The 15,851-nt window shown below is 63.3% G+C and carries 14 protein-coding genes; 5 read left to right on the forward strand and 9 right to left on the reverse strand.

Translation table 11 applies throughout. From position 1 onward, the window contains the following. Window positions 1-101: 101 nt before the first annotated feature. Window positions 102-584, reverse strand: coding sequence for a CreA family protein (locus AC27VO_RS01525; protein WP_488664942.1), 483 nt, complete (start codon window positions 582-584; stop codon window positions 102-104). A gap of 226 nt (window positions 585-810) precedes the next feature. On the opposite strand from AC27VO_RS01525, the gene AC27VO_RS01530 reads away from it, so the two are divergent. Further along, complete coding sequence (locus AC27VO_RS01530; protein WP_488665512.1) at window positions 811-2,061, forward strand: MFS transporter; 1,251 nt, start codon at window positions 811-813, stop codon at window positions 2,059-2,061. 51 nt (window positions 2,062-2,112) lie between these two features. Next, window positions 2,113-2,949 carry an alpha/beta fold hydrolase gene (locus tag AC27VO_RS01535; RefSeq protein WP_488664943.1) on the forward strand — a complete coding sequence of 279 codons (837 nt, stop codon included), beginning with the start codon at window positions 2,113-2,115 and terminating at the stop codon, window positions 2,947-2,949. A 102-nt stretch (window positions 2,950-3,051) separates the two neighbouring features. Here AC27VO_RS01535 and cphA read toward each other — a convergent pair whose 3' ends face one another. Beyond that, window positions 3,052-5,631, reverse strand: coding sequence for a cyanophycin synthetase (gene cphA / locus AC27VO_RS01540; RefSeq protein ID WP_488664944.1), 2,580 nt, complete (start codon window positions 5,629-5,631; stop codon window positions 3,052-3,054). Window positions 5,632-5,709: 78 nt separating this feature from the next. Further along, on the reverse strand, window positions 5,710-7,707 hold the full coding sequence (locus tag AC27VO_RS01545) for a cyanophycin synthetase family protein (protein ID WP_488664945.1): 1,998 nt from the start codon (window positions 7,705-7,707) through the stop codon (window positions 5,710-5,712). Window positions 7,708-7,928: 221 nt separating this feature from the next. On the opposite strand from AC27VO_RS01545, the gene AC27VO_RS01550 reads away from it, so the two are divergent. The 3 genes from AC27VO_RS01550 to AC27VO_RS01560 all read left to right on the forward strand — a co-directional run bounded on the left by AC27VO_RS01550 (window position 7,929) and on the right by AC27VO_RS01560 (window position 11,289). Continuing rightward, on the forward strand, window positions 7,929-10,229 hold the full coding sequence (locus AC27VO_RS01550; RefSeq protein WP_488664946.1) for a cyanophycin metabolism-associated ABC transporter: 2,301 nt from the start codon (window positions 7,929-7,931) through the stop codon (window positions 10,227-10,229). Further along, the gene (locus AC27VO_RS01555; protein ID WP_488664947.1) at window positions 10,226-10,699 is read left to right on the forward strand and encodes a cyanophycin metabolism-associated DUF1854 family protein; all 474 of its coding nucleotides are present in this window, start codon (window positions 10,226-10,228) and stop codon (window positions 10,697-10,699) included. Before AC27VO_RS01550 ends, AC27VO_RS01555 begins: the two co-directional genes overlap by 4 nt. Before the next feature lie 146 nt (window positions 10,700-10,845). After that, complete coding sequence (locus tag AC27VO_RS01560) at window positions 10,846-11,289, forward strand: hypothetical protein (RefSeq protein WP_488664948.1); 444 nt, start codon at window positions 10,846-10,848, stop codon at window positions 11,287-11,289. A 61-nt stretch (window positions 11,290-11,350) separates the two neighbouring features. On the opposite strand, the gene AC27VO_RS01565 is transcribed toward AC27VO_RS01560, so the two are convergent. The 6 genes from AC27VO_RS01565 to AC27VO_RS01590 form a co-directional block, all read right to left on the reverse strand. Beyond that, complete coding sequence (locus AC27VO_RS01565; protein ID WP_488664949.1) at window positions 11,351-12,265, reverse strand: 5'-nucleotidase; 915 nt, start codon at window positions 12,263-12,265, stop codon at window positions 11,351-11,353. A 63-nt stretch (window positions 12,266-12,328) separates the two neighbouring features. Next, entirely contained in the window at window positions 12,329-12,967 is a 639-nt protein-coding gene (locus tag AC27VO_RS01570; RefSeq protein ID WP_488664950.1) for a glutathione S-transferase family protein, read from the reverse strand. A gap of 71 nt (window positions 12,968-13,038) precedes the next feature. Beyond that, window positions 13,039-13,770 (reverse strand): helix-turn-helix transcriptional regulator, encoded by a 732-nt coding sequence (locus AC27VO_RS01575; protein WP_488664951.1) that lies wholly within the window; start codon window positions 13,768-13,770, stop codon window positions 13,039-13,041. 15 nt (window positions 13,771-13,785) lie between these two features. Further along, entirely contained in the window at window positions 13,786-14,784 is a 999-nt protein-coding gene (locus AC27VO_RS01580; RefSeq protein WP_488664952.1) for an LLM class flavin-dependent oxidoreductase, read from the reverse strand. A 98-nt stretch (window positions 14,785-14,882) separates the two neighbouring features. Continuing rightward, window positions 14,883-15,173: a hypothetical protein gene (locus AC27VO_RS01585; RefSeq protein ID WP_488664953.1), complete on the reverse strand. Its 291-nt coding sequence runs from the start codon at window positions 15,171-15,173 to the stop codon at window positions 14,883-14,885. 63 nt (window positions 15,174-15,236) lie between these two features. Beyond that, window positions 15,237-15,845 carry a histidine phosphatase family protein gene (locus tag AC27VO_RS01590; RefSeq protein WP_488664954.1) on the reverse strand — a complete coding sequence of 203 codons (609 nt, stop codon included), beginning with the start codon at window positions 15,843-15,845 and terminating at the stop codon, window positions 15,237-15,239. Window positions 15,846-15,851 lie beyond the last annotated feature (6 nt).

Genomic DNA, 15,851 nt, shown 5'->3' on the forward strand with positions numbered 1-15,851 from the left:
TAAAAAGTGAGCGGTCAGCGCTGGTAAATACTCAGCTTTGCATCAATTTCATGTGCAAATACAAGCAGTACGAGCGCTAGCAGCTCTCTTTTTGATGGCGCTTACTTGAGCGGAATCGGCGTGCTGCGCGGTACGGGCACCGCTGCCACGCTGTTTTGCGGTGAGCCTTCGATCACGCGGTCGGAATACGTCATATAGACCAGCGTGTTGCGGCTTACATCCACCATGCGCACCACGCGCAGGCGTTTGAACAGCAGCGAGGTGCGTTCGGTGAACACTTCTTCTTGCTGCTTGATGGGCGCTGCAAAGCTGATGGCACCGGTGGCCTGGCAGCTGATGGAGGCTTCCGAGCGGTCTTCGGCCAGCCCCAGCCCGCCCTTGATGCCGCCGGTCTTGGCGCGTGAGACATAGCAGGTCACGCCGGCCACCTTGGGGTCGTCATAGGCGTCCACCACGATTTTGTGGTCCGGGCCGATGAACTTGAACACCGTGTCCACGGAGCCAATGGTTTCGGAGTTGGCTGCAGCGTAGCCGCAGCCCAGGAGCAAGGTGGCGCTGGCCAGCCAGAGTCGATGTGCTTTCATAGCTTGCAAGCATACGGCGTGCCTCGGTGCTTTGCAGGCGGGCAATGTACTGCTGGTGCTTGCAGGTTTGTGCGGCGCATGACGCAGCCTGCGCACGGTGGCGGGAAAATCGGTGGCTGAATCGATCCGCGCAGATCAAGCGACTGGCTGCACCAGCCCGCTTCATGGCGCCACGGCCGCTTGCTGGTGGCCGTTTCTGACTGTTTTGACGCTCCCCATGTCTCGTATCTCTCCCACGGCGCAGCCTCCCGTATTGGCTGCGCCTGCTTTGCTTTTGATGGCCGTGGCCTGTGGTCTTTGTGCCGGTGGCAATTATTTCAACCAGGCGCTGCTGCATTCCATCGCCCTGCACTTTGGTGTGGACGAGGCCGTGGCCGGTATGTCGGTGACGGTGGCTCAGGTGGCCTATGCCGTAGGCCTGTTGTTCATCACCCCGCTGGGCGACAAGCTGGAGCGCCGCCGCATGGCCGTGGTGCTGATGCTGCTGGCCGCGGCCGGCCACGCCATGGTGGGCTGGAGCAGCAGCTTTGCCCTGTTCATGCTGGGCACGTTGGTGGCAGGCCTGTTTTCGGTGGCGGCCCAGGTGCTGGTGCCGATGGCAGCCGCACTGGCTGCACCGGGCCATGCAGGGCGCAATGTGGGCTTGGTGCTCAGCGGACTGCTGGTGGGCATCTTGCTCTCGCGCAGCGTGGCAGGCGGTCTGTCGGCCTTGGGTGGCTGGAGCCTGGTTTACCAGGTGACGGCCGTGGCCATGGCGCTGATGGCGCTGTGGATGCGCAGCGTGCTGCCCACCTCCCGTGCGCCGCAACCCCTGCCTTATGGGCAGGTGCTGCGTTCCATGGGGCAGCTGCTGCGCAGCCAGCCAGCGCTGCGCTTGCGCACCATGGCCAGTGCGCTGGCCTTTGCCTCGGTGAGTGTGATGTTTGCCACCATGGCGCTGGTGCTGTCCAGCGCGCCTTTGCAGCTGAGCGATGCACAGATCGGTCTGGTGGGGCTGGCCGGGGTGACCGGGGCTTTGATCGCCAATGTGGCGGGGCGCTGGGCCGATCAGGGTAAAGACCGCACCTTGCTGCGCGTGGGGGCGGTGGCACTGCTGCTGTCGTGGCTGCCGCTGTGGTGGGGGCAGGCCAGCGTGTGGTGGTTTGTGGCGGGCGTGCTGGTCATGGATCTGGGCTTGCAGGCGATCAATGTCACCAACCAGTCCAGCGTGGCCAGCTTGCTGCCCGAGGCACGCAGCCGCATGAATGCGGTCTATATGACGGGCTACTTTGCCGGCGCCTCTATTGGTTCTGCATTGGGCGTGTGGGCCTGGAATATGGCGGGCTGGCAGGGCGCGTGCAGCGTGGGCGCGGGGCTGGCGGCGCTGGCCGCACTCAGCGTGTGGCGTGGTGTGCGCTGGGCCCGGCGCCAGCAGCGTGCGGTGCAGGGCCTGCAATCGTTGCACACGGTAACTTCGGGATCGGCTGACAGACGGTAAGCTGCTGCAGGGCCAAGCTGGCAGTTTTCACCGCCAGCAAGGAGGCCTGCGATGCCGTTTGTCACACTGACCCATCCCACTGCCCAAGGGGGCGCGCTGTACTACGAAGACCAGGGCCAAGGCCAGCCGGTGGTGCTGATCCACGGTTGGCCGCTGAGTGGCAAATCCTGGGAGGCCCAGGTGGGGCCGCTGGTGGATGCCGGTTTTCGCGCCATCACGTATGACCGCCGTGGCTTTGGCGCCTCATGCCGCCCCTGGGAGGGGTACAACTACGACGTGATGGCCCAGGACCTCCATGACCTGATGCAGGCGCTGGATCTGCGCAATGCGGCACTGGTGGGCTTTTCCATGGGCGGCGGCGAGGTGGCCCGCTATGTGGGCACCTATGGCAGCGAACGCGTCGCCAAAGCCGTGTTTGCGGCAGCGGTGCCGCCGTATTTGTTCAAAGCCGCCGACAACCCCGAAGGTGCCGTGACACAACACGATGTGGACACCAAGCAAGGGGGCGTGAGGCAAGACCGGCAAGCTTTTCTGGACGCATTCACGCAGAAGTTCTTCACGCCCAAGGGCGGCAAGCTAGCGGTCAGTGAAGACCAGCGGCTGTTTGCCAAAGCGATTGCCTCCACCGCATCACCCAAAGGCACGCACGACTGTGTGGAGGCTTTCTCGTGTACTGACTTTCGGGGTGATCTGGCCCAATTCAACATTCCTACCTTGGTACTGCATGGCGACAGCGACCAGACGGTACCTCTGGAGGTGAGCGGCCAGCGCACGCATGCCATGGTCAAGGGCGCGAGCCTGCATGTGATCCAGGGTGGCCCACACGGCTGCAATGTCTCGCACGCCCAAGAGTTCAACCAAGCACTGATCGACTTTTTGAAAAATTAAGCCAGTAGCTGCCGTAGTTGGGGCGTGAAAAAAAGGCGCTGGTGCTTGCTGCACCAGCGCCTTTTGCTATGGATGTTGATCCTTGCTGACCGTCTTTGCGGCTTAAGCCTTGGCGGCTTCTTCCACGTGCTTGCGCAGGTGCTCCAGCGACTCTTCCACCTGGTCCACCAGCACCAGGCACAGATCGCCGGGCTGCAGGCGGCTCAGTGCGTGGTCAATGGCGATGAATTCACCGTGAATGTCGGTGCTGTAGCTGGTGCGCGGTGCGCCTTCCAGGCCCTTCTTCAGCAGGGCAATCACTTCACCGTCTTCACGGCCACGCTGGCAGGCGTCCTGGTACAGGATCACGTCATCGAACGCAGCGCCCAGAATGCGGGTCTGCTCGATGATGTCCTGGTCACGGCGGTCACCGGCACCGCTGATGACCACGCTGCGGCGGTTGGCCGGAATGGCGGACACCGCTTGCGTCAGCGCACGGATGGCGTCGGGGTTGTGTCCGTAGTCGGCGACGATGGTGGCTCCCTTGTAGTCCATCACATTGAAGCGACCAGGGGCATTGGCAGCGTCGTTGTTGAACGAGGCCAGGCCACGGCGGATGGTGTCCCAGGGCAGGTCTGCCGCCCAAGCCGCACCGATGGAGGCCATGGCGTTGTCCACCTGGAAGCCGATGGTGCCGTTGCGTGTGAGCGGAATGTCGGCCAGCGCAATGCTTTCCTTGAATGCGCCTTCGGCACAGACGATGTGGCCGTCGTCCACGTACACCACCCGGTTGCCCTGGGCGCGGTGTGTGGCCATGACGTGGTGGTGGCGGTCAGCGCCAAAGTAAATGATCTTGCCCAGGCAGACGTTGGCCATGGGGGCCACGTGCGGGTCAATCGCGTTCAGCACGGCGTAGCCCGTGGGGGCCACGTTCTGCACAATCACACGCTTCAAAACCATCACGTCTTCGACGGTGGTGATGAAGTTCAGGCCCAGGTGGTCGCCTTCACCCACATTGGTGACCACGGCCACCTGGCAGCGGTCAAAGCCCAGGCCTTCACGCAAAATGCCGCCGCGTGCGCATTCCAAAATGGCAGCGTCCACCTCGGGGTGGGCCAGCACATTGCGTGCGCTCTTGGGGCCAGAGCAGTCACCGCTGTCGATCTGGCGGCCATTGACGTAGACGCCGTCGGTGTTGGTCATGCCCACGCGCAGCCCTTGCGTGGCGAAGATATGGCTGATCAGGCGCGTGGTGGTGGTCTTGCCGTTGGTGCCGGTCACAGCCACCACGGGGATACGGCCATCTTCACCCGGGCCAAACAGCAGGTCGACCATGGGGGTGCCCACGTTGCGGGGCTTGCCAAACGAGGGTGCCAGGTGCATGCGCAGACCGGGGGCTGCATTCACTTCCACAATGCCGCCGTTTTGCTCTTCGAGTGGTTTGAGCATGGTCTCGCACACCACGTCCACGCCGCAGATGTCCAGACCCACGCAGGCCGCCGCTTCAATGGCGCGGGCGGCAATATCGGGGTGCACATCGTCCATCACGTCGGTGGCGCTGCCGCCGGTCGACAGGTTGGCGTTGTTGCGCAGCACCACGCGCTGGCCCTGGGCAGGCACGGAATCGGGCGTCAGACCTTCACCGGCAATGCGGCCGATGGCGATGTCGTCCAGACGCACCTTGGTCAGTGCCGTGCCGTGGCCGGAGCCGCGGCGGGGGTCCTGGTTGACGATGTCCACCAGTTCACGGATGGTGTGCTGGCCATCGCCCAGCACCTGGGGTGGGTCGCGGCGGGCGGCGGCCACCAGGTGGTCACCCACCACCAGCAGGCGGAAGTCGTGGCCGGGCAAGAAGCGCTCCACCATCACCACGGTGCCAAACTCCATGGAGGTGGCGTAGGCCTTCTCCAGCTGTTCGCGGGTGGTGATGTTGACGGTCACGCCCTTGCCCTGGTTGCCGTCTTGCGGCTTGACCACCACGGGCAGGCCCACTTCCTGGGCCAGGGTCCATGCGTCTTCCACGTCTTTCACGGGACGGCCCATGGGCACGGGCACACCCGCTGCGTGCAGCAGGCGCTTGGTCAGGTCTTTGTCTTGGGCGATGGTTTCGGCGACCGAGCTGGTCTGGTCGACTTCGGCGGCCTGGAACTTGCGGGCCTTGGAGCCCCAGCCCAGCTGGACCAGGCTGCCGGCGGTCAGGCGGCGGAAAGGGATACCACGGGCAATGGCCGCGTTCAGCAGCGAGCCGGTGGAGGGCCCCACGCGCTCGTCTTCGTCCAGCTCGCGCAGCTCGGCGATGGCGGCCTTGGCGTCAAAAGCGGTGTCGTTCAGGGCAGCGGTGATCAATGCTTCAGCCAGCGCCATGGCGCGCTTGCCCACGGCTTCTTCCGTGTATTCCACCACCACCTGGAAGGTGCAGGATTCGACCGTAGCGTGGGTACGGCTGAAGGTCACCAGGCAACCGGCTTGTGCCTGCAGTGCCAGTGCAGCGGCTTCGAGCACGTGGGCCATGGACAGGGTGTTGTCCATGCCCTGGCCTTGCAGGCCACCAATGGCGGGAAAGCGCGCGCGCAGCTTGTCTTCAAAGCCAGCGATCTGGGTGAAGTTCTGCTCTTCCGTTGTGCAGTGCACGATGGATTCGATAGCGGTGTTGCGGCTCCAGAGGTTGGGGCCGCGCAGGGCGCGGGTGCGAGAAATTTCCATGGTCTGTCTTTCCGCCAAAATTTAAATCAAATTGGCTTCTAACGTAGATTTGACAAGCGCTTGTAGCTATCTTTTTAATCAGGCAGGCTGGTAATCAAAAGTTTTGATGCCAGCGGCAATCAGCTCGGGCGTGATGTCCAGTGCCCAGGCGGTGGCAATCGCGGCCAGCAGGGCGGAGGAGTCAGGCTCGAAACCGTTGACGGGGCGCAGCGCATCCAGCTTGCCAAGGGCGCGCTCGTTGCGGCCGTGTACCAGCAGCACCTCGGTGCCGTTCAAGACCACGGCGCGGCCGCCCGCATCGCGGTGGGCCTGCAGCACGGTGCTCTTGGGGTCGTGGGTGTAGAACAGCACCTGGCCATCGCACAGGCGGGCCAGATCGGCCGAGCGCTCGTCGTCGGCATTGAGCACGCCGGCGCCTTGGCTGAGCACCACATCCATCTGGGTGCGCATCACGCGGGTCATTTGCTCGGCTTCCAGCACATCGTGGTCGGCCAAGCTCTCAAAGCCGTCCATGTCGGTGACCACGCCCACTTGGCAGCGGTCATAGGCCAGGCCTTCTTCCAGGATGGAGCGGGCGGTGGTCTGAATGACTGCGGCTTCAGCCAGGCGGTTGACCAGCAGGCGGTGGGCCGCATGCCAGTTGGTGTTGTCACCCTTTTGCGTCAGGCGGCCTTCCAGGAAGGTGCCCTCGCTGCTGGCCACGCCAGTGCGCTTGCCGCTGAGCTGCAGCAGCCAGCCCACCAGACGGGCGATGAAGGCGTTGTGGCGTGTGCCCGCAATGCCCACCACGGGGATGCGCGAGGCCTGGCCGTCGCTGTCGCCTTCGGTGGTGGGGAACAGGTGTTCCACAATGGCCTGGCCTACGGGGCGTGCCACGCCGACGCTGGGCTTGAGGTGCATCAGCAGGCCGGGGCCGCCGTTGACTTCCAAAATGGCACCGCCCTGGGCTTCCAGAGGCTGGCTGATGTCGTGGCAGACCAGATCGACGCCAGCAATGTCCAGGCCCACGGCCTTGGCAGACAGTGCGGCCATATACGTCACGTCAGGATGCACCGCATCGGTGCAGTCCACGGTCACGACCTTGGCGCGGGGGTTTTGGCCTTCGGGGTATTCACCGCGCGAAGCGGCCACCACCTTGCCACCCACCACCAGCAGGCGGTGGACATGGCCGGGCACGTGGCGCTCCACCATCACGTAGCGGGTCAGCTTGCGGGCTTCTTCGTAGGCCGCGCGCACTTCGGCTTCGGTGGTGAGGTTGAGGCTGACGCCCTGGCCCTTGTTGGAGTTGTAGGGTTTGACGGTCACGGGCAGGCCCATGTAGTCCGCTTCTTCCCATGCCTGATCGGCGCTGTAGACCAGCTCCCACGCGGGAACGGGCACGCCGCAGGCCTTGATGAGTTGCTTGGTCAGGTCTTTGTCTTCGGCAATGCCAAAGCCAATGGCGCTGGTCTTGTCGGTTTCGGTGGTCCAGATGCGGCGCTGCGAAGCACCGTAGCCCAGCTGGACCAGGTTGCCATCATTCAAGCGGATGCAGGGAATGCGGCGCTCGGCGGCAGCATTGACGATGCTGGCCGTGCTGGGGCCCAGGTACCGGTTTTCGATTTCGGCCTTGATGGCTTCCACCGCAGCGGGTACATCAAAGGGCAGATTGTTGATGGCTGCCATGAGCAGTGCGTGGCCCTGCTTGAGTGCCACATGCGCCACCGATTCTTCAGGGCAGCGGAAGACCATGCGGTAGACACCATGCTGCGAAACGCTGCGGGTCTGGCCAAATTCGGCTGGCATGCCTGCCATGTTCAGCAACTCAATGATGGTGTGCTCCATCACGTGCCCCATCCAGGTGCCGTCCTTGAGGCGCTCGATAAAGCCGCCACGGTGGCCCACACCACAATGGTGCTCCACGAGGCCGGGCAGCCAAGCGGTCAGGCGCGGGGTGAAACCTTCCAGTTTGTCGGAGGGGTAGTCTTCCAACTCGCCCAGGTCCAGCCACACTTCAAGGACTGGACGGTAAGTCCAGACGCTGGGGCCACGCAGGTAGGTGGTACGAAGCAGTTGGATGTCTTTGAATGTCGCCATGAATATCAGCGTTGGAGTGAAGGCTGGGGTCAAAGGCCACAGTCTGAAAAAAGAAGGGCTATTGTGTGCAGCAGGCAAAGCCGTGGCAGTTTGTCAGCCAAACTCACCCCTGATGCGTTCAAGGGTGTAGCTCCTACTTGGGTGTGAAGTGTTCTTGCAAAGAATGCGCCATGCCCCCACCCTTTGGCAGTGTGGCCAACGCTGGGTTCTAACGATTCAACATGCAACATCACCATCCTGTAGATACCTCTGGTGTCTTCAATGGCCCTTTGGGGGCTGAACTGCGAGCACAACTCGCACCCCATGAAAACGTACAAGCCGCCCTGTCGGTTGACTTGACGGTTTCGCTGCGCTTTGCGCCAGGGGTGTTGGCACTGACAGAACTGCGTATTGTGGGCAAAGATGCGGACAGTGATTGGCAAAGTTGGCCATTTTCTGCCGATTTGCAGCTGCGCCTGATTGACTACGCCGGTGTGGGCACTCTGGAATTGCATGACAGCCAGCGTCGTTTGGCATTGTGGCGCTTCACTTTGAACCAGCAAGCGCAGGTGCTTCGCTTCTTGCAGCGCTTTAATCAGCTGCGCGATGCCACTGCCGCAGGCACGCTGGAGCAAGCCCTGCAGCCGGTGGATGAAAGCCGTTGCAGTGTGTGCAGCGAAATCCTGCCTCCCGACAGCGACGAGTGCCCAGCCTGTGCCCGCATGGCTGCGCCCAAGACCTCGACCTGGGTGTTGTTGCGTGTGGGGCGTTTTGCCAAGCCATACAAGGGGTTACTGATTCTGGGCTTTGTGTTGACGCTGCTGGCGACGGCCGCCACCCTGGTGCCGCCTTACCTGACCATCCCGATCATGGATGACATCCTGATCCCGTACCAAAAGAGCGGTCAGGCCGTGGAGCCGTGGCTGGTGGGCCTGTACCTGGGCGGTTTGCTGTTGTCCGCCCTGCTGGCTTGGGGGTTGAGCTGGGCGCGCACCTGGGTGATGGCCAAGGTGTCCGAGCGCATTGGCGCGGACATGCGCACCTCCACCTATGCCCACATGATGAAACAGTCGCTGGAGTATTTTGGCGGCAAGCGCACGGGCGACCTGATGAGCCGCATCAGCGCGGACACCGATCGCATCAACATGTTCCTGTCGCTGTACGCGCTGGATTTTGTGACCGATGTGATCATGATCATCATGACGGCGGTGATTCTGGCCTCCATCAACCCCTGGCTGGCGCTGGTGACCTTGGTGCCGTTGCCTTTCATTGCCTGGCTGATTCAGAAGGTGCGCGGGCGTCTGAGCGTGGGCTTTGACCGCGTCAGCCGTGTCTGGGCCGATGTGACGAATGTGCTGTCCGACACCATTCCCGGTGTGCGCGTGGTCAAGGCGTTTGCACAGGAAGCACACGAGACAGAGCGTTTCCGCCAGGCGAATGTGCGCAACCTGGAGGCCAATGACAAGGTTAACAAGGTCTGGTCGCTGTTCTCGCCCACAGTGGGGCTGATGACCGAAATCGGCCTGTTGGTGGTCTGGGGTTTCGGTATCTGGCTGGTGGCGCACGACCAGATTACGGTGGGCGTGCTCTCGGCCTTCATTGCCTACATCGGTCGTTTCTACACCCGCCTGGACTCCATGAGCCGCATCGTGAACATCACGCAAAAGGCCGCAGCTGGCGCCAAGCGCATCTTTGATGTGCTGGACCAGGTCAGCAGCGTGCCTGAGCCGGTGAATCCCGTGCAGCTGCCGCAACCCGTGAAGGGTCGCATCTCCTTGCACGATGTGGGCTTCCGCTATGGCAGCCGCCAGGTCATTCGTGGCCTGAATCTGGACATTCAGCCCGGTGAAATGATCGGCCTGGTGGGCCACAGCGGCTCGGGCAAGAGCACCTTGGTGAACCTGATCAACCGTTTCTACGATGTGACGGAAGGTAGCATCCAGCTTGATGGCGTGGATGTGCGCCGCCTGGCCGTGGCGGATTACCGCCGCAATATTGGCCTGGTGCTGCAGGAGCCTTTCCTGTTCTTTGGCACCGTCGCCGAGAACATCGCCTACGGCAAGCCCCATGCAAGCCGCGCCGAAATTGTGGCCGCAGCCCGCGCTGCGCACGCCCACGAGTTCATCTTGCGCCTGCCGCATGGCTATGACTCGGTGGTGGGGGAGCGTGGCCAGGGGCTGTCAGGGGGCGAACGCCAGCGCATCAGCATTGCGCGTGCCTTGCTGATTGACCCCCGTCTGCTGATTCTGGATGAGGCTACTTCGGCGGTTGATACGGAAACCGAAAAGGAAATCCAGAAAGCGCTGGACAACCTGGTCAAGGGACGCACCACGATTGCGATCGCCCACCGTTTGTCGACATTGCGCAAAGCCGACCGTCTGGTGGTGATGGACCGTGGTCAGATCATTGAGGTTGGTCCACACGATGCACTGATGGCGGTGCAGGGCGCTTACTGGCGCCTGTACGAGGCGCAAGCCCGCCGCGCTGAAGAAGATGCACAAGCTGCAGGCTTGACACTGGCCCGCGAAGGAGAGAAAGCATGAGCGCCACAGATATCTTGCTCAGCCGCAATGCCCATGGGCGCCTGTGCCTGACGCTGCCCGATGGCACGGAGCATGAGGCACTCACCCCCGTGCGGGCGTTTCCGATCGCTGCACCTGAAGAAGCGATTTCCCTGGTGGGGCGCGACGGCAAGGAGGTGTACTGGATCGATCACCTGAGCGAAGTCCCCGAGGCCATGCGCCTGCTGCTGGAAGAAGACTTTGCTGTGCGCGAGTTTGTGCCGCAAGTCCTGCGTATCGAAGCCATCGATGCGATCTCGGTGCCCAGCGTATGGACGGTCGTGACCGACAAAGGAACCGCACAACTGGGCTTGAAGGCGGAAGAAGATATTCGTAAGCTCGATGGGCAGCACCAGCTGCTGATTACCAGCCGTGATGGCGTGCAGTACCGTATCCAGGATGCCCGCCAGCTGGACAAGCAGTCACAGAAGTTTCTGGAGCTTTTCCTGTAATGGCTTGAAAACGTTGGTGTATTTTGGTTTTTTGGACGTTGCGTAAAAAAGTTGAAAAAAGTTCTTCAGTTTTTCTGCAACGTGCCGATAAAGCAGTCGGAACCAATTTTTGTCGACGTTATTGACTGCCAACTGAGGGCCTCACCATGCAAATACCACCCGTAGAACGTAATCCCATCCAGTGGACGAACACCCAGGGTGCCAATTTGTATTCAACAGGCGCCTCCGGGGCTGCGGCGATTCGCCCCGTGCATGCGGTGAATGCGGTGGAATCCACTGACCAGCTCGGTGAAGGCGTGACCGTCACGATCAAGAGCCCAGAAAAGCCCACCGACAAGAGCTTGCGCGACCATGACTGGACCGAGGTGCAGGCCAAACAGGTCAAGGAAGAAGAGCAGGAGCCGCCCAAGGAGCCTATCTACAAGCAGCTGATTGAGCACCTGCAGTCCATGTGGCGCGCCAGCGCCATGGCGGTGGAAGTGGCCCAGGAATCGCAGAAAACCGACCAGCAAGAGCGCAACTTGCTGCAAGTGCGCACCGAACCGCTGACGTACGACGAACCTTCGGTCAAGCGCACTGGCGGTCTGTAAGACCACTGAGCCCTAATCAGCCACCTGCGGGTGGCTTTTTTCATGGGGTGAAAAAAATGTGTCAGCCAGCGTGGTTGGCAATGCCGCTGCGCACATGGCCGGCGGGAACATGGGCGCTGGCGGATTGCACATGGCCGGTTTGGTCGTCAAAAAAGAAGTCCGGCGCAAACTCACGCAGGAACGCCCCTTTGGCTAAGCCGCCCAGAAACATGGCCTCATCTACCTCAATGCGCCAGTCCATCAGGGTGCGAATGGCACGTTCGTGGGCCGGGGCGCTGCGGGCGGTAACCAGGGCCGTGCGCAGGTGCATGCCGCCGGTCACGCCTTGCTGGGCAGCTTGCTGCAGGCGGTGCAGGGCGGCCAGCAAGGGTTTGAAGGGGCCATCCGGCAAGGGCTGGGCCACGTGTTCTACCTCATGGCGCAAAAAAGCATCCAACCCTTCGGCCTGGTAGACGCGCTCGGCTTCGTCCGAGAACAGCACGGCGTCGCCGTCAAAGGCAATGCGCACTTCTTGCGGGTGGGCGCTGCTGGCGCCGGCCGACTCGGTCAGCACGCGTGCCGCCGGGTAGCCCAGGCCCAGGGCTTCGGTCACATCGGCGTCATTGGCCGACAAGAAAAGGTGAGCACCCAGCGGCCGCAGATAGCCGAAAGGGTCGCGTCCTTGCGTGAAAACACCGCGCTGGATGCTGTCCAGCCCATGGGCTTTGGCGCTGCGAAACACGCGCATGCCGCTGACCGGGTCGTTGCGCGAGAGCACCACCACCTCCACGCGCTGCACGGCTGGCGTGTTGAATGCCAGCAGCTTGCGCACCAGCGGCAGGGCCACGCCGGGGGCAGCGGGCACGTCTAGCTTGTCCCGCTGCAGCGCCACATAGGCGGCAGGGTCCTGGTCGAAGACGCGGTTTTCCTCCTCAAAGTCAAACAGCGCGCGGGAGGAGATGGCGACCACCAACTGGTCATGCAGGGATACGGGCATGGGCAAGACAGAGTGCAGCGGACAAGCACCCAAGCATAGCGGGTGCCGTGATGTTCAGTGCGCTCAGGCGATCTGCTCCATTGGCCCATCCAGCGCATCGGCGCGGGCAGAGGCCGGGCGTGCCAGCAGCGGATCGGCATAGGTCTGAAACTCTGGCAGCTTGGGCAGCGTGCCCGTCATCATGCTCCAGCCGATGTAGCTGGCCAGGTACAGGTCGGCGGCGGTGAAGTGGTCGCCGCACACGTACTGCTTGCCGGTGACGGCCTGCTGCAGCGTGCGCACCACATCGTCAAAACGGCCAAAACCGTACATCGTCGCTTGTTCGTCGGTCTGGCCTTGGAGCCAGCCTTGGGACTGGGCCGTGGTGGCGGCCTCCACCGGGCCCGCCACAAAGAACAACCAGCGGTAATAGCTGCCACGCGCTGCGCTGCCGATAGCGGGGGCCAGCTTTTTCTCGGGGTACAGGTCGGCCAGGTAGGCCAGGATGGCAGCGGTCTCGGTGATCACCGTGTCGCCATGCTGCAGTGCGGGCACCTTGCCCATGGGGTTGATGGCCAGGTAGGCGGGGGCCTTCATGTCCGCGCCAAAGTCAACGCGCACGTTGTCGTAGGTGGCGTCACATTCGTGCAGCATCCAGTGCACGATGCGAGCCCGTGACATGGGGTTGCTGTAAAAGCGCAGCGCGGTGGTGGAAGCAGCCATGTGTCTCTCCTGAAGTGGGCCTGGCGAAGTTGCCATGCAGCCACTCTAGGAAGGCAGGCTGACAGTTTGTGTCAGCAGTCAGCAGCAGGAGCGGCTGCGCTGGGCTGCGTGAAGTCCGGCCGCTCACAGTCCAGCTGGGCCAGCCAGCGGCGAATCAGGCTTTGCCGGTTCTCGGGGTAGCGTTCGCCGCAGTCGTGCAGGTGGTGTACGCGGTCGGCGCGGAAGTGGCGAAAGCCACCGCGCAGCTCGCACCAGGCCGACACCACGCGCGCTTTCTCAAAATAGGCCATGGCAAACGGCCACACCAGACGCTCGGTCTGTGCGCCGTGGGCGTCTTCATAGCGAAGGATCACCTTGTGCTGGGCGCGGATGGCCTGGCGCAGCGCAGGCTGCCAGGGTTCGGGCACCACGGTTTGCCCCATGGTGGGCACCAGCAGGCCGCTGGTGTCGACCTCAATGCGCAGCGGCAGCGGCAGGCAGCTGCGAATACGCTCCAGCGCGGCATCGGCGGCCTGGGCCAATTGGGCATCGGCTTGCAAACTGGCCCAGCGTGCACCCAGCAGCAGGGCTTCCAGCTCGTCTTGGGTAAACATCAGCGCCGGCAGCAAAAAGCCGGGGCGCATCTCAAAGCCGACACCGGGGTCGCCCAGAATGTCGGCGCCCTGGCTGCGCAGGCTGGCAATGTCGCGGTACAGGGTGCGCAGGCTCACGTTCAAGCGCTGGGCCAGCTCCGGCCCGCTGTGCGGCTGCGTGGCACGCCGCAGGATGTCCAGTAGCTGCAGCAGGCGGGCAGAGCGGCTCATGGTGTGCGGCGGGGCTTACCAGGCCGCCGCTTGGGCGGTGATCTCCAGGCTGCGCAGGCGCAGGGCCGGGTCGTACACATCGCTCACCAGCATGAATTCATCGGCCTGTGTGGCCTGGGCAATCGCTTGCAGGCCCGCACGCATGGTGTCCGGCCTGCCGACCACGCCCATGGCGAGAAAGTCGTGGATAGCGGCCTTCTCGTGGTGACCCAGTTGCGCCATGAAATCTTCCTCGGGTGGCTGCAGGCGGCTACGCTGGCCGGTGAGGATGCCCAGCACGCGGCGGTAGGTGCTGCTGGCCAGGAATTCGGCTTCTGCATCGGTGGGCGCGGCAATTACCGGCACGCCGACGATCACATAAGGCTTGGCCAACTGTGCCGAGGGCTGGAACAGCTGGCGGTACAGCGCAATGGCCTGGTGCAGCATGCGCGGGGCAAAGTGCGAGGCAAAGGCATAGGGCAGGCCTTTCATTGCCGCCAACTGGGCGGAGAACAAGCTGCTGCCCAGCAGCCAGATGGGCACATTGGTGTCCTGGCCCGGCATGGCGGTGATGCGCTGGCTGGGCTGGACGGGACCCAGCAGGCGCTGCAGCTCGGCCACGTCACGGGGGAAGTCTTCTTCGGTCTCTATGCGGTCGCGGCGCAGCGCGCGCATGGTGGCACCGTCCGTGCCGGGCGCGCGGCCCAGGCCCAGGTCGATGCGGCCAGGGTAGAGTTCGGCCAGCGTGCCAAAGGCTTCGGCCACCACCAGCGGTGCGTGGTTGGGCAGCATGATGCCGCCGGAGCCCACGCGGATGTGCGCGGTCTGGCTGGCAATGTGCCCGATCAGCACGGCCGTGGCAGAGCTGGCAATGCCCGGCATATTGTGGTGCTCGGCCAGCCAGTAGCGGGCAAAGCCCAGGGCTTCGGCCTTTTGGGCGGTCTGCACAGCCAGGTCCAGCGCCTGGCGCACCGTGCCGCCTTCGCGCACGGCCACCAGGTCCAGCATGGAAAGACGTGGGGTGAGGGGCTGCATAGGGATCTCCACTCTTGAAATAGAAGCGGTCAGCGCTGGTGTTGATTGGGCTGGAGCCGAAAAAAGCGGTCAACCCCGGCGCGGTCTGCGTGCTCTGCTCAGGGCTGGCTGCGTTTCGAGGCTTCGTTCTTGCAGGTGATCGCCAACAGCACAGCCCAGACAATGGCCACCACGGCCACGCCCCAGTTGTTGTCACCCATTTCCATGGCCACAAAGGTCAGGGGCAACGCAATCAGCGCGCCCATGCGGATCATGCGGTTGAGGGTAAAGGTGCTCAAGCGGGCCTTGAACGCCAGCAGGGCCCCAAAGCTGAGGATGGCCAGGACAGCGATGTAGAGGAAAGCGTCGCCACCGAATGGGGTGGCCCAAGTGCGCAGAGATTCAAACATGCGCCCATTGTGCGGCACAGGGCTGCCGCCTGCAGCGGGCAAAGCCTTGCGGGCGCGGGGGCATCAGGCGGCCAGCGCCTGCAGCGCTGCCGTGTGGGCTTGCCAGGGCAGCTGCTGCCACTGGCCGAAGGCGGGGGCGGGCAGTTTCCAGTCTTGCGCGCGGGGGTGGGCTGCGCCGTACTGCAGCAGCCATTGCACGCAGCGGATGACGCCCGCGTGTGTGACCCACACCACATCACGCGTGCCCAGGCGGCTGTCGTGCTGCCAGCTCTCGTGCAGGGCGCTGCGCACGCGCTGCAGCATGGTGCCCAGGGCTTCGCCGCCGTCGGGTGCGTGGCCATACAAGTCGTTGGACCAGGCATCCACAGCGCTGCGGCCAATGTCGTTCCAGGCTTGGCCTTCCCAGTGGCCAAAGTGCATTTCTTGCAGACGGGAATCTGAAGTCAAAAGTGCCTCTGGCGCTTGCAGTGCTTGCGCAAGCTGCTCACATCTTTGTAGGTGGGAGTGGCGCACCAACGCTCCCCGGGGCAAGGCGCTGGCGGCGCGCATGCCTGCGTGCAAGGTGGCGCTGGGGTCGGCCGGTACATCCAGCTGGCCGTAACACACGCCGGGCGCAATCAGCGGCTGGGCATGGCGCAGCAGCCAGAGGGAGGGAGGGGGCGTAGCAGTCATCGTCAC

It is taken from the genome of Comamonas sp. 14P8.1.4, assembly GCF_057799285.1.